Annotated in this window: 12 protein-coding genes; 10 read left to right on the plus strand and 2 right to left on the minus strand. The window is 56.3% G+C overall.

Annotated elements, in window-relative coordinates; all coding sequences use genetic code 11:
- The first annotated feature begins 127 nt into the window (after positions 1-127).
- Complete coding sequence (gene setB, locus EDF73_RS02810) at positions 128-1,309, plus strand: sugar efflux transporter SetB (RefSeq protein WP_132725490.1); 1,182 nt, start codon at positions 128-130, stop codon at positions 1,307-1,309.
- Here the strand turns inward: setB and EDF73_RS02815 are convergent.
- A complete protein-coding gene (locus EDF73_RS02815) occupies positions 1,306-1,560 on the minus strand; it encodes a YkgJ family cysteine cluster protein (RefSeq protein WP_132725492.1) in 255 nt (84 codons plus the stop codon). The two genes, setB and EDF73_RS02815, sit on opposite strands and share 4 nt — an antisense overlap.
- 149 nt (positions 1,561-1,709) lie before the next feature.
- On the opposite strand from EDF73_RS02815, the gene yeiP reads away from it, so the two are divergent.
- The gene (yeiP, locus tag EDF73_RS02820) at positions 1,710-2,282 is read left to right on the plus strand and encodes an elongation factor P-like protein YeiP (RefSeq protein WP_004864815.1); all 573 of its coding nucleotides are present in this window, start codon (positions 1,710-1,712) and stop codon (positions 2,280-2,282) included.
- 107 nt (positions 2,283-2,389) lie between these two features.
- On the opposite strand, the gene uxuA is transcribed toward yeiP, so the two are convergent.
- Positions 2,390-3,580, minus strand: coding sequence for a mannonate dehydratase (gene uxuA, locus EDF73_RS02825; RefSeq protein ID WP_132725495.1), 1,191 nt, complete (start codon positions 3,578-3,580; stop codon positions 2,390-2,392).
- Positions 3,581-3,786: 206 nt separating this feature from the next.
- On the opposite strand from uxuA, the gene EDF73_RS02830 reads away from it, so the two are divergent.
- The 8 genes from EDF73_RS02830 (at position 3,787) to EDF73_RS02870 (ending at position 13,855) form a co-directional block, all read left to right on the plus strand.
- Positions 3,787-5,253: a fructuronate reductase gene (locus EDF73_RS02830; protein WP_132725497.1), complete on the plus strand. Its 1,467-nt coding sequence runs from the start codon at positions 3,787-3,789 to the stop codon at positions 5,251-5,253.
- A gap of 122 nt (positions 5,254-5,375) precedes the next feature.
- Positions 5,376-6,353, plus strand: coding sequence for a GTP-binding protein (locus tag EDF73_RS02835; protein ID WP_132725499.1), 978 nt, complete (start codon positions 5,376-5,378; stop codon positions 6,351-6,353).
- A gap of 42 nt (positions 6,354-6,395) precedes the next feature.
- The gene (locus EDF73_RS02840; RefSeq protein ID WP_132725502.1) at positions 6,396-7,103 is read left to right on the plus strand and encodes a phosphatase PAP2 family protein; all 708 of its coding nucleotides are present in this window, start codon (positions 6,396-6,398) and stop codon (positions 7,101-7,103) included.
- A 424-nt stretch (positions 7,104-7,527) separates the two neighbouring features.
- Positions 7,528-8,100, plus strand: a complete 573-nt coding sequence (gene mepS / locus EDF73_RS02850; RefSeq protein WP_132725504.1) for a bifunctional murein DD-endopeptidase/murein LD-carboxypeptidase — start codon at positions 7,528-7,530, stop codon at positions 8,098-8,100.
- Positions 8,101-8,287: 187 nt separating this feature from the next.
- Entirely contained in the window at positions 8,288-9,850 is a 1,563-nt protein-coding gene (locus tag EDF73_RS02855; protein ID WP_132725507.1) for a cyclic di-GMP phosphodiesterase, read from the plus strand.
- A 70-nt stretch (positions 9,851-9,920) separates the two neighbouring features.
- Complete coding sequence (locus EDF73_RS02860; RefSeq protein WP_132725509.1) at positions 9,921-11,726, plus strand: extracellular solute-binding protein; 1,806 nt, start codon at positions 9,921-9,923, stop codon at positions 11,724-11,726.
- Between the two features lie 9 nt (positions 11,727-11,735).
- Positions 11,736-12,830: a microcin C ABC transporter permease YejB gene (locus tag EDF73_RS02865; protein WP_132725511.1), complete on the plus strand. Its 1,095-nt coding sequence runs from the start codon at positions 11,736-11,738 to the stop codon at positions 12,828-12,830.
- A complete protein-coding gene (locus EDF73_RS02870; RefSeq protein WP_132725514.1) occupies positions 12,830-13,855 on the plus strand; it encodes a microcin C ABC transporter permease in 1,026 nt (341 codons plus the stop codon). The genes EDF73_RS02865 and EDF73_RS02870 overlap by 1 nt, the downstream gene beginning before the upstream one ends.
- Position 13,856 lies beyond the last annotated feature (1 nt).

Here is a 13,856-nt window from a genome sequence, read left to right on the forward strand (position 1 = left end):
GCCCGGCGTCAGCTTTTGCTGAACATGCTATTTTGAAACTGCTTTTTGATTTTTCATACCATACTACTGTTCATTTTCTGACGGGCGGCGTAAACTCCGCAGCTCCAGCCATCACAGATAACTGCACATGCAAAACAGTAGCGCCGCCCTCCCTCGACGCGGCTTCGATTTCACCTCTTCCGCCTTCCTGATCGTCGCCTTCCTGACCGGAATGGCCGGGGCCTTGCAAACGCCGACCCTGAGTCTGTTTTTGAGCAATGAAGTGCATGTGCGCCCGGCGATGGTCGGTTTCTTTTTTACCGGCAGCGCGGTCATCGGCATTGCGGTGAGTCAGTTTCTCGCCGGCCGCTCGGATCGTCAGGGCGACCGTAAACGGCTGATCGTCTTTTGCTGCCTGTTAGGGGTCCTGGCCTGCCTGCTGTTTGCCTGGAACCGCAACTACTTTATTCTGCTCTTCGTCGGCGTCTTCCTCAGCAGCTTCGGCTCCACCGCCAACCCGCAGATGTTCGCCCTTGCCCGCGAGCATGCGGATAAGACCGGCCGGGAAGCGGTGATGTTCAGCTCCATTCTGCGCGCCCAGGTTTCTCTGGCGTGGGTTATCGGGCCGCCGCTGGCCTACGCGCTGGCGATGGGATTCGGCTTTACCGTGATGTATCTCTGCGCCGCGCTGGCCTTCGTGATCTGCGGGGCGATGGTGTGGTTGTTCCTGCCGGGTATGCGCAAAGAGAAAAAAGCCGACGTCGGTCATCTGGAAGCGCCGCGCACCAACCGCCGCGATGCGCTGCTGCTGTTCAGCGTCTGTACATTAATGTGGGGCATCAACAGTCTGTACATCATTAATATGCCGCTGTATGTCATTAATGAACTGCATCTGTCAGAGAAACTGGCCGGAGTGATGATGGGCACCGCCGCCGGGCTCGAAATCCCGACGATGCTGATCGCGGGCTATTATGCCAGACGTTTCGGCAAGCGTTTCCTGATGCGTCTTGCCTCCGCCGCTGGGCTGCTGTTTTACATCGGTATGCTGCTGGTGCATACGCCCGCTTTGCTGCTGGCGATGCAGGCGTTGAACGCGATCTTTATCGGTATTCTGGCGGGGATTGGCATGCTCTATTTCCAGGACCTGATGCCGGGCCAGGCCGGTGCGGCGACCACCCTGTACACGAATACCACCCGCGTCGGCTGGATTATCGCCGGCTCACTGGCTGGCGTGGTGGCGGAGATCTGGAACTATCATGCGGTGTTCTGGATTGCGCTCGGCATGGCCGCGGTCGCCCAGCTTTGTCTGTGGCGAATTAAAGACGTTTAAGGCGCGGTACTCGCTTCCAGCTCGATCAGATAGGTCATCGCCTCGTCACGGCTGGTGGCGCACATTTCCAAAACCGGCTGCAGGCTGGCGCAGACTTTAGGTCTTAACGGTGACTCAAAAATGTTGCACAGGTTATTTTCGGAAAGCTGAACACAGCGTGTGTTCGCGGGCTTGCCATTCGGCATTCCGGGGATCGGTGATGAGATAGATGGGGCGATACAGCAGGCACCGCAATCGATACGACATTCCATAAATGACTCTCTTGATGATGCGGTTCTCGGCACAGCCTAAACGTTTTATCAGGAGATAGCAAAACTCGCGAATTCCGCTTGCCTGAAAGGCCCGGCGCGAGTAGTTTTACGCGATATTTTTTGAACCGTTAAGCGACAGGATTACTGCAATGCCAAGAGCGAATGAAATTAAAAAAGGTATGGTGCTGAATTACAACGGCAAGCTGCTGATTGTGAAAAATATTGATATTCAGTCACCGAGCGCCCGTGGCGCAGCGACGCTGTACAAAATGCGTTTCTCTGACGTGCGTACCGGTCTGAAAGTGGAAGAACGCTTCAAGGGCGACGATATCGTCGACACCGTGACCCTGACCCGTCGTTTCGTTGACTTCTCGTATGTCGACGGCAACGAATACGTGTTTATGGATAAAGAAGACTATACGCCGTATACCTTCACCAAAGAGCAGATTGAAGAAGAACTGCTGTTCATTCCGGAAGGCGGCATGCCGGATATGCAGGTTCTGACCTGGGACGGCCAGCTGCTGGCGCTGGAACTGCCGCAGACCGTAGATCTGGAAATCGTTGAAACCGCACCGGGCATCAAAGGCGCGTCGGCAAGCTCCCGCACCAAACCGGCCACCCTGAGCACCGGTCTGGTGATTCAGGTTCCGGAATACCTGACGACCGGCGAAAAAATTCGCATCCATATCGAAGAAAGCCGTTATATGGGCCGCGCGGACTAGCCGCCCCACCTTCCCGGCTGACGGCGCCAGCGCCCTCACCTTGCGATCCGGGGAAAGCCAACAAAAAAGGACAGCTTGAAGCTGTCCTTTTTACCTTTCTGCCGGGATTACAGCAGTTCCGGGTACTTCGTCATCTTCAGCGCCAGCTCAACGCCGCGCACTTCCGCCATCCCCTTCAGACGACCGATGGCCGAATATCCCGGGTTGGTTTTCTTACGCAAATCGTCCAGCATCTGGTGACCATGATCCGGACGGAACGGAATCGGGCGCAGATCGCCGGCGCGTTTACGCCGCAGCTCTTCGCTGAGAATCGCATTCACCACCGCCACCATATTCACGTCGCCAGCGAGATGCGCCGCTTCATGGAAGGTTTTCGGGTTCTCTTCACGGCAGGTCGAACGCAGATGGGTGAAGTGGATCCGATCGCCAAAGGTTTCGACCATTTTCACCAGATCGTTATCGGCGCGCACCCCGTAAGAGCCGGTGCACATGGTAAAGCCGTTGTTAATACTATCCACGGTCTCTTTCAGCCACTGCATATCGTCGATAGTCGACACAATGCGCGGCAGGCCGAGGATCGGACGCGGCGGATCGTCCGGGTGAACGGCCAGCCGCACGCCCACCTCTTCACAGACCGGCACGATAGCGCGCAGAAAGACGGCCATATTTTCACGCAGCTGTGCTTTATCAATATGGTCATATTCCGCCAGGCGTGCGCGGAACTGATCGAGGGTATAGCCCTCTTCCGCTCCCGGCAGGCCGGCAATAATATTGCGGGTCAGCTTGTCGATTTCCGCCGCGCTCATCGCGGCGAAGTAGGCCTGCGCCTGGCGCTGTTCGTCCGCGCTGTAATCCGCTTCTGCGCCAGGACGCTGGAGGATATGGAGTTCAAAGGCGGCAAAAGCGATATGATCAAAACGCAGCGCTTTCGAACCATCCGGCAGCAGGTATTCCAGGTCGGTACGCGTCCAGTCGAGAATCGGCATGAAGTTATAGCAAACGGTATCAATCCCGCAGGCCGCAAGGTTGCGAATGCTCTGCTGATAGTTGGCAATCCAGGTCGCATACTGCCCGCTATGGGTCTTGATCTCTTCGTGTACCGGAATACTTTCCACTACCGACCACGTCAACCCTTTTTCCGCCAGCAGCGCCTGACGCTGTTTAATTTCGTCAACCGGCCAGACCTGGCCGTTAGGAATATGGTGCAGCGCGGTGACCACCCCCGTTGCGCCAGCCTGTCGTACATCATCAAGCGATACCGGATCGTTCGGCCCGTACCAACGCCAGGTTTGTTCCATCGCTATGCCCTCTTAAAGTTGTTATACCAATAATGCGAACATCAATGATGACTACCATACAGGCTTCTTGCAAAGGATCAAATTGTCCCGCTGAATTGATTGATCCAGCTCACACTAACTGGATAAATACGGCTCACCAATTTAATTTGCTGTCATATAACTTTACACTGGCAATGTTAATTATTGGTTAATCAGGTGTGTGAATAATGACGACTATTGCAACAGCCACGCTACCAGAGAGCGTGCAGCTTCCTCAGTATGATCGCAGTCAGCTGCGTTCGCGTATTGTGCACTTCGGTTTTGGCGCCTTTCATCGCGCGCACCAGGCATTGCTCACCGATCGGGTGCTGAACGCCAGCGGCGGAGACTGGGGGATTTGTGAGATTAGTCTGTTCAGCGGCGATCGGCTGATGAGCCAACTCCGCCAGCAGGATCACCTGTTCACCGTGCTGGAAAAAGGCGCTCGCGGCAACCAGCCGATCGTGGTTGGCGCAGTTCATGAATGCCTGAATGCGAAACTGGACTCTCTGCCGGCGATCATCGAAAAGTTTTGCGAACCGCAGGTCGCTATCGTCTCGTTGACCATCACCGAGAAGGGCTACTGTATCGACCCCGCTACCGGTTTACTGGATCTGACGCAGCCGCGCATTATTCACGATCTGGAAAATCCCACGCTGCCACAGTCGGTACCGGGTATTCTGGTTGAAGCGCTGACCCGCCGCCGCGAACGGGGCCTGTCGCCGTTTACCGTGCTCTCCTGCGATAATATTCCTGACAATGGTCACGTGGTGAAAAACGCCGTTCTCGGGATGGCGGAAAAACGCAGCCCTGAGCTGGCGCAGTGGATTGCCGAACGGGTCAGCTTCCCGGGCACCATGGTTGACCGCATCGTTCCCGCCGCCACCGACGAGTCGCTGGCCGAAATCAGCGCCGCTCTCGGCGTCGACGACCCCTGTGCGATTAGCTGCGAGCCCTTTATTCAGTGGGTCGTCGAAGATAATTTCGTCGCCGGCCGCCCGGCGTGGGAAACCGTCGGCGTGCAGATGACCGATAACGTCCTGCCGTGGGAACAGATGAAGCTGCGGATGCTTAACGGCAGCCACTCTTTCCTTGCCTGGCTCGGTTACCTGGCCGGTCATGCGCATATCAGCGACTGCATGCAGGATGAGGTTCTGCGCACCGCCGCACGCCGGCTGATGCTGGACGAACAGGCCCCGACGCTGACGATTGCCGGCGTTGACCTCAGCGCCTATGCCGACAGCCTGATCGAACGCTTTCGCAACCCGGCGTTAAAACATCGGACCTGGCAGATTGCCATGGACGGCAGCCAGAAGCTCCCGCAGCGTATGCTCGACGGTATCCGCATCCACCTTGAACGCGGTAGCCGCTGGCCGCTGCTGGCGCTCGGCGTCGCCGGCTGGATGCGCTACGTCAGCGGTATCGATGACGCAGGACAACCAATTGATATTCGTGACCCGCTGGCAGAGAAGATCCAGGCCCTCGTCGCCGGCGGCGATGAAGCGGAACGCGTGAATGCTCTGCTGACTCTGGAAGAGATCTTTGGCAGCGACCTGCCGCGCAATGCGCAGTTTGTGGCGGCCATCAGCGCGGCGTGGCGTCAGATCGCCACCCTCGGCGCCCGTCAGGCCATCGCGGCGGCGCTGGAGGCTTAACAATTTCTGCTATTTTTGCGGACAGAACCCTTTTCTGTCCGCCGTAACCCTTCTCTTTTCGCCCTTTTTTCGTCAGGATAGTGCAAACTGTTACAACATTACATTTTCATCCTGGAGAAAAAGTGACCAAAACAAACTTGATCACGGGCTTTCTCGGCAGCGGTAAGACGACCTCGATTCTTCATCTGCTGGCCCATAAGCCTGCAAATGAACAATGGGCCGTGCTGGTTAATGAGTTTGGCGAGGTGGGCATCGATGGCGCCCTGCTGGCCGATAGCGGCGCATTGCTCAAAGAAATTCCCGGCGGCTGCATGTGCTGTGTCAACGGTCTGCCGATGCAGGTTGGGCTGAATACCTTATTGCGCCAGGGGAAACCCGATCGCTTGCTGATTGAACCTACCGGGCTCGGCCATCCCAAACAGATCCTCGATATTCTGACCGCCGCCGTCTACGAGCCGTGGATCGATCTGCGGGCGACGCTGTGCGTCCTGGATCCCCGCCAGCTGCTGGATGATAACGTTGTCGCTAATGATAACTTTCGCGATCAGCTGGCTGCCGCCGACGTCATTATCAGCAACAAGGCTGACCGGATGACGGCAGAAAGCGAACGGGCGTTTAGCGCCTGGTGGCAGGAGCAGGCGGGCGGTCGTCTGCAGGTCAGCGCGACGCAGGGCAATATTGACCCGGCCCTGCTGGATTTACCGCGTCTTAACGTCACTCCGCTGGCGGCCAGCGCAGAACATGCGCATCGTCACGAGCAGAAAAAAGGGCTGGCCGCGCTGAATTTACCGGCCCACCAGCGCTGGCGTCGGAGCCTGAACAGCGGCCAGGGTTACCAGGCCTGCGGCTGGATTTTTGACGCCGATACCACGTTTGATACCATTGGCCTGCTCGAATGGGCTCGCCTGGCGCCGGTTGGCCGGGTGAAAGGCGTGCTGCGGATTCCTGAAGGCCTGGTGCGTATCAACCGCCAGGGGCTCGACCTGCATATCGAAACGCAAAACGTGGCGCCCCCGGATAGCCGCATTGAACTGATTACGGAATCTGAGGCGGACTGGAATGCGTTACAAACCTCTTTGTTGAAACTTCGTTTAAGTTAGGGCGGTTATGTTTTCAGCCGTTTTACACAACTCGCGACCGTTATGATTAAAAACCGAATTCCCCTGATCCTGCTGCTCAACGCCGCAGGTTTCGCACTTTTTTTCTCGTGGTATCTGCCGGCTAACCATGGTTTCTGGTTCCCGCTGGATTCCACCATTTTCCACTTCTTCAACCAGGGAGTGGGAAAGAGTCACGCCTATGCCTGGCTGCTGGCAATCATCAATAATCGCGCCTTCGACGCCTGTTCTCTGCTGGCTATGGGCTGCCTGATGTTGAGCTTCTGGTTGAAAGAGCAAAGCGCCGGACGCCGCCGAATCGTCATTATCGGCCTGGTGATGCTGCTGTCCGCGGTCATTATTAACCAGCTGGCTCAGCACCTGATGCCGGTTAAACGCGCCAGCCCTTCTCTTTCGTTCAGCGGGATTGTTAAAGTCAGCGATGTCGTCTCCTTCCCGACCAAAGATGCCTCGAAAGACAGCTTCCCGGGCGATCATGGGATGATGCTGCTGATATTCGCCGCCTTCATGTGGCGCTATTTTGGCCGTCGCGCATTTGCCATCGCGCTGGCTATTTTTGTCATTTTCGCCTTCCCTCGGGTAATGATTGGCGCCCACTGGTTTACCGATATTGCCGTTGGCTCATTGACCGCCCTGCTGATTGGCGCGCCCTGGGTTCTGTTGACGCCGTTAAGCGATAAACTGATTGCGTGGTTTGATCGTACGTTGCCCGCTGGAAGACAGAAAAATTAATCTTTCTGCTACATCCTGTTAAACATATCCATAAGGGATCGTTCTCGGTCCCTTTTTTATTGGCGGCCTCTTTTTTGCCTGCCGTCTTCTTTTTGTCACATTAATCAGCTTACAAATGAAGTAATTGCATATTTTTTACCCATAATTGCCGCTATTTTGCCCTTTCCCGATGATTCACTTTTAGACGCAAAATTTCTTATAAGAAATCTCGCAAAACCGCTCGCCATCCCCCGGTTGATAGGGTAATCTCGTTCTCGTTTTGCCTTTCCAGCAACGTCAATCCGGCGCGAAATAAATTTGTGCGTTACCGCACATATTTATGTTTAAGGAATTGTCTCATTGCTGCCAGGTATTTAGGCTCTACCACGTTTGGCATTTTTTATAACGACATTGTCGTTAAGGACAACAAGGGAAAACAAACAACATGGTCAAATCTCAGCCGATTTTGAGATATATCTTGCGGGTCGTTCCCGCGATTGCAGTAGCAGTTTTGCTTTCTGCCTGTAGTTCGACAAGCCATACCGCAAAGAATATGCATTCTGAGACGCATGCTGTGGGTAGTGAAGATTTATCATCACTGCAAGCCTCTCAGGATGAATTTGAAACAATGGTCAGCAATCTGGACGTTAAGTCCCGTTTAATGGACCAGTATGCGAGCTGGAAAGGCGTGCGTTACCGTCTTGGCGGCAGCACCCGGAAGGGGATCGATTGTTCTGCATTCGTGCAGCGTACCTTCCGTGAACAGTTTGGTCTGGAACTGCCGCGCTCCACTTCTGAGCAGCAGGATTCCGGCAAGTCAATTTCACGTTCTCAACTGCGTACAGGCGATTTAGTCCTGTTCCGGGCGGGTTCCACTGGTCGTCACGTCGGCATTTATATCGGCAACAACCAGTTCGTACATGCTTCCACCAGCAGCGGTGTGACCATCTCCAGCATGAACGAACCGTACTGGAAAAAGCGCTATAACGAAGCGCGTCGGGTTCTGAGCCGCTCGTAATCTCTTCTGCCGTCAGTTTTCCCTTGGCTGACGCGCAGGAATTAAAAAAACACTGCCGCGGCAGTGTTTTTTTTTGCCCATTTACATCTCAACGCCGCAATATAAGCTATGTCTTGTAGTGGAGGTAGAGAAAGTGTTTTCTATCAACCCATTGGCGTGACTCATTAACACGGACTGACAATAGCCTATGCTGACCCGTTACCTCTCCCCCCGGCGTAATATCTGGCTGACCAGCATACTCATCGGAGTCATCGTCGCCCTGCTGGCCGGTAGCATTCAGTTTATGGTGATTTACCACAACCGCTCCGAACGTTTTGATAGCATCATCAACAATGTCGATATCTACCTGACGGAATACTTCGGCGAACTGAATAAGACGGTTGCCAGCCTGCAGCCCATGGTCGATCGCGACTGTGCCGACGTTTTAGCGGATCTGACCGCGCGGGCGGCCTTCAGCCCGAACGTTCGCGCCTTTCTGCTGGTAAAAGATGGCCGCGCTTTTTGTTCCTCCGCTACCGGCCCCATGAATACCCCGCTGGTCCAGTTAATTCCACACCTCAATCTCAATAAACCGATCGATATGCGGCTGCTGCAGGGGACGCCAATGATGCCGCAGAGCGCCGCCCTCGCAATGTGGGTACGTAGCCCGCACGGCGGCAACGATGGCATCTTCGTGTCGATTAATACCAACCTGACGCCCTATATTCTCTATTCCGCCCGCCAGAACGACTTCAGCGGTATTGCGCTGGTGGTGAATAACGTTATCCTCTCCACCTTAAAAAATAGCCCTGTTAATCCGCAGACAATCCTCGTCAAGCCGATTCGCGAGGTGCAAATCAAAGGGCTACCGCTGAAGGTTTATCTCTACGCAAACAGCTGGCTGTCGGAAAATACGCAGTTTGCGCTGCTGTTGGGCGTAGTGTGCGGCCTGCTGGCCGGACTGGTGGGATACTACGTCCTGACGATGAAGTCCGATCCACGTAAAGCCATCCAGATGGGGATAAAGAACCATCAGTTCTACATTGTCTATCAGCCGGTGGTCAAAGCCGACACCCTGCAGATTAGCGGCGTTGAAGTTCTGATGCGCTGGCGCCATCCGGTGGCCGGTGAAATCCCGCCCGACGTGTTTATTAATCTTGCTGAAACGCAGGAAATGATCGTGCCCCTCACGCACCATCTGCTCGCGCTGATCGCCCGCGATGCGCCAACGCTGCAAACGATTCTGCCCGCCGGGAGCAAGCTGGGCCTGAATATTTCGCCGGCCCATCTGCATACCGACGGTTTCCGCCACGATATGCGGCAGTTCGCCGCCGCCCTGCCGGCCGACCACTTCAGCGTGGTACTGGAAATTACCGAGCGCGCGATGATCGATAAACACAAGTCGCTGGCGATCTTCGACTGGCTGCATGAGCTGGGCTTCGAAATTGCGATTGACGATTTCGGCACCGGGCATAGCGCGCTGATTTATCTTGAACGTTATAACTTCGACTTCCTGAAAATCGACCGCGGCTTCGTCCAGGCCATCGGCACCGAAACCGTCACCTCACCGGTGCTCGACGCGGTGCTGACGCTGAGCCGTCGCCTGCAGCTGATGACCGTCGCAGAAGGTGTGGAAACGCCGGAACAGGCAGAATGGTTACGCAAACATGGCGTTCACTATCTGCAGGGTTACTGGCTGAGCCGACCTTTGCCGCTGGAAACGCTGGTTGCCGCCCATGCTCAACCGGCGAAATACTTTGCGGCCCGCTGAGTATCCCTTATGATGCCAGTCTACAGGCAGGAGCATACCGGGCCTGCCCACGGAGGATAATCGTCTGGTTATGTTTGCGCGCATCTGCCTGATATTACTGACTCTGCTGAGCCTGAATAGCCAGGCGCAAATGATTAAAGAGAGCACCACTTTCGCCATCATAGGCGAGCCGAAATACCGCGTCGATTTTGACCATTTCGATTACGCTAATCCTGCGGCGCCGAAAGGGGGCGCGATCGTCATTGCCGCCATTGGCACCTTTGATAACTTCAACCGCTACGCGCTGCGCGGCAACCCAGGAGTGCGTACCGATGCGCTGTACGATACCCTGTTCACCACTTCCGATGACGAGCCGGGCAGCTATTACCCGCTCATTGCCGAACGCACGCGCTACGCCGACGACTTCTCATGGATGGAGATAACCCTCAACCCACGCGCGCGCTTTCATGATGGCAGCCCGATAACCGCCGCCGACGTCGCCTTTACCTTCCACAAATTTATGACCGAAGGGGTGCCCCAGTTCCGCCTGTTCTACAAAGGGACCACCGTCGAAGCCATCGCGCCGCTCACCGTACGCATCACCCTCGCGCAGCCGGGTAAAGAGAACATGCTGAGTCTGCTCTCCCTGCCGGTGATGCCGGAGAAATTCTGGCGCCAGCATAAGCTCAGCGATCCGCTCTCCGCCCCGCCGCTGGCCAGCGGGCCTTACCGTATTACCGACTGGCGGATGGGCCAGTACATCGTTTATTCGCGGGTCAAGGACTACTGGGCGGCCGATCTGCCGGTTAACCGCGGGCGCTGGAATTTCGACACCCTGCGTTACGACTACTATCTCGATGATAACGTCGCCTTTGAAGCCTTTAAGGCTGGCGCCGTTGACCGTCGTGAAGAGACCATTGCCAAAAACTGGGCCACCCGCTACGTAGGACGCAACTTTGACCACGGCTACATCGTCAAAGACCAGTATCAAAATACCTCGGCCCAGGATACCCAATGGCTGGCCTTTAATATCCAGCGCCCGGTTTTTGCCGACCGTCAGGTCCGCGAGGCGATCACCCTCGCCTTTGATTTCGAGTGGATGAACAAGGCGCTGTTTTACAGCGCCTACAGCCGCGCGAACAGTTACTTTCAGAACACCGAATATGCGGCCCGTCACGCACCCGATGCCGATGAACTCGCGCTGCTGACGCCGCTGAAAAACGATCTGCCGCCGGAGGTCTTCAGCGACATCTACCAGCCGCCGCGCTCCCGCGGCGATGGTTTCGATCGGAGCAACCTGCTGCAGGCGGATGCGCTGCTTAATCAGGCGGGATGGGTCGTCAAAAACCAGCGCCGGGTGAATGCCAGAAGCGGCAAACCGCTGCGCTTTGAGCTGCTGCTGCCTTCCGGGGGCAACGATCGCTGGGTGCTTCCGTTCCAGCATAATCTGCAGCGCCTGGGTATCACCATGGATATTCGTCAGGTCGATAACTCTCAATACAGCAACCGCCGCCGCAGCCGGGATTACGATATGATGCCCAGCGTCTGGCGCGCGACGCCCTGGCCCGGGACTGACCTGCAGATCTCCTGGGACTCGTCATATATTCATTCAAGCTACAACGCGCCGGGAGTTCAAAGCCCGGCGGTGGATAAACTGATTGCCGGGATCATTCGCTGGCAGGGTAACCAGCAGAAACTTCTCCCTTTGGGGCGCGCGCTGGACCGGGTCCTCACCTGGAACTACTACATGCTGCCGATGTGGTATATGGCGCAGGATCGGACCGCGTACTGGAACAAGTTCTCCTTCCCGCAAACGCGCCCCATCTACTCATCCGGTTTTGACACCTGGTGGTATGACGTTAACAAAGCGGCAAAACTGCCCGCGGACAGACGGTAAGGAATGACGATGGGCGCATACCTGCTCCGCCGGTTGCTTCTGATAATCCCCACCCTGTGGGCGATCATCACGATCAACTTTTTTATTGTCCAGATAGCCCCCGGCGGCCCGGTCGATCAGGCCATTGCGGCAATTGAGTTTGGCGATCGCGGCGGCTTGCCGGGCGCCGGAGAGAGCGGTATGGCCGCCAGCCACGCCCGTACCGGCGTCGGCAACGTCAGCGAAGGCCATTATCGCGGCGGACGCGGCCTCGATCCGGAAGTGATTGCCGAGATTACTCACCGCTATGGCTTCGATAAACCGCTTCATCAGCGCTACCTGAAAATGCTCGGCGATTACCTGCGCTTCGATTTTGGCGACAGCCTTTTCCGCAGCGCCTCGGTATTACAGCTGATCAAAAACAGTATGCCGGTCTCCATCACCCTCGGGCTGTGGAGCACCTTAATTATCTACCTGGTCTCGATCCCGCTCGGGATCCGCAAGGCCGTCAACAACGGCAGCCAGTTCGATATCTGGAGCAGTACGCTGATTATTATCGGCTATGCCATCCCGGCGTTCCTGTTCGCCATTATCCTGATCGTCATCTTCGCCGGTGGCAGCTACTTTGACCTGTTTCCGCTACGCGGGCTGGTGTCAGCCAACTTCGACAGCCTGCCGTGGTATCAGAAGATCCTCGATTATCTCTGGCATATCACCCTGCCGGTGCTGGCGACGGTTATCGGCGGCTTTGCGGCCCTCACCATGCTGACCAAAAACAGCTTTCTCGATGAGATCCGCAAACAATACGTGGTGACCGCCCGCGCCAAAGGGGTGAGTGAGCAGCAAATTTTATGGGGACACGTGTTCCGCAATGCCATGCTGCTGGTCATCGCTGGCTTCCCGGCGATGTTTATCAGCATGTTCTTTACCGGCTCATTGCTCATCGAGGTGATGTTCTCTCTTAATGGCCTGGGGCTGCTGGGCTATGAGGCGACCGTTTCCCGCGATTATCCGGTGATGTTCGGCACGTTGTATATCTTTACCTTGATCGGCCTGCTGCTGAATATTGTCAGCGATCTGTGCTACACGCTGGTCGATCCTCGCATCGATTTTGAGGGCCGCTGATGTCATTTCTGAGTCCCGTCAATCAGGCCCGCTGGGCGCGCTTTCGCCACAATCGTCGCGGCTACCTGGCGCTATGGCTGTTTGCGATTCTCTTTGTTTGTAGCCTGTGCGCGGAGCTTATTGCCAATGACCGCCCGCTGCTGGTGCAGTATCGCGGCAGCCTGTACGTTCCGGCATTGAAAAATTATAGCGAGAAGACCTTTGGCGGCGACTTCGCCACCGCCGCCGACTACCAGGATCCGTGGCTGCAAAAGCAGCTGGACGCTCACGGCTGGGTGCTGTGGGCACCGGTCCGCTTCGGCGCCACCAGCATCAACTTCGCCACCGATAGCCCTTTCCCGTCACCGCCATCGGCGAAAAACTGGCTGGGCACCGATGCCAACGGGGGAGATGTGCTGGCCCGCATTTTATACGGTACGCGGATTTCGATTCTGTTCGGCCTGCTGCTGACCTTTTTCTCCAGCGTGCTGGGAGTGCTGGCGGGGGCGGTTCAGGGCTACTACGGCGGCCGGCTCGATCTGTGGGGACAGCGGTTTATTGAAGTGTGGTCAGGCATGCCGACCCTGTTCCTGATTATCCTGCTCTCCAGCGTCGTTCAGCCGGGCTTCTGGTGGCTGCTGGTTATTACCGTACTGTTTGGCTGGATGACGCTGGTGGGCGTGGTACGCGCGGAGTTTCTGCGTACCCGTAACTATGACTATATTCGCGCCGCCCAGGCGCTGGGCGTCAGCGATCGGCATATTATCCTGCGCCATATGCTGCCCAATGCCATGGTCGCCACCCTGACCTTCCTGCCGTTTATTCTGTGCAGCTCCATCACCACCCTGACCTCGCTGGATTTTCTCGGCTTCGGCCTGCCGCTCGGCTCGCCATCGCTTGGCGAACTGCTGCTGCAGGGGAAAAACAATCTGCAGGCGCCGTGGCTGGGCATCGCCGCCTTTCTGTCGGTCGCGGTACTGTTAACGTTATTGATTTTCATTGGTGAAGCCGTCCGCGACGCCTTCGACCCCGGCAAGGCGGTATAAC

Origin of the sequence: Klebsiella sp. BIGb0138, assembly GCF_004342285.1 — a bacterium.
In the GTDB taxonomy this organism is placed as follows: Bacteria; Pseudomonadota; Gammaproteobacteria; order Enterobacterales; family Enterobacteriaceae; genus Klebsiella.

Coding starts and splice junctions, on each gene's coding strand:
- setB (WP_132725490.1), top strand. CDS start 128: ATGCAAAACAGTAGCGCCGCCCTCCCTCGACGCGGCTTCGATTTCACC.
- EDF73_RS02815 (WP_132725492.1), bottom strand. CDS start 1,560: ATGGAATGTCGTATCGATTGCGGTGCCTGCTGTATCGCCCCATCTATC.
- yeiP (WP_004864815.1), top strand. CDS start 1,710: ATGCCAAGAGCGAATGAAATTAAAAAAGGTATGGTGCTGAATTACAAC.
- uxuA (WP_132725495.1), bottom strand. CDS start 3,580: ATGGAACAAACCTGGCGTTGGTACGGGCCGAACGATCCGGTATCGCTT.
- EDF73_RS02830 (WP_132725497.1), top strand. CDS start 3,787: ATGACGACTATTGCAACAGCCACGCTACCAGAGAGCGTGCAGCTTCCT.
- EDF73_RS02840 (WP_132725502.1), top strand. CDS start 6,396: ATGATTAAAAACCGAATTCCCCTGATCCTGCTGCTCAACGCCGCAGGT.
- mepS (WP_132725504.1), top strand. CDS start 7,528: ATGGTCAAATCTCAGCCGATTTTGAGATATATCTTGCGGGTCGTTCCC.
- EDF73_RS02855 (WP_132725507.1), top strand. CDS start 8,288: ATGCTGACCCGTTACCTCTCCCCCCGGCGTAATATCTGGCTGACCAGC.
- EDF73_RS02860 (WP_132725509.1), top strand. CDS start 9,921: ATGTTTGCGCGCATCTGCCTGATATTACTGACTCTGCTGAGCCTGAAT.
- EDF73_RS02865 (WP_132725511.1), top strand. CDS start 11,736: ATGGGCGCATACCTGCTCCGCCGGTTGCTTCTGATAATCCCCACCCTG.
- EDF73_RS02870 (WP_132725514.1), top strand. CDS start 12,830: ATGTCATTTCTGAGTCCCGTCAATCAGGCCCGCTGGGCGCGCTTTCGC.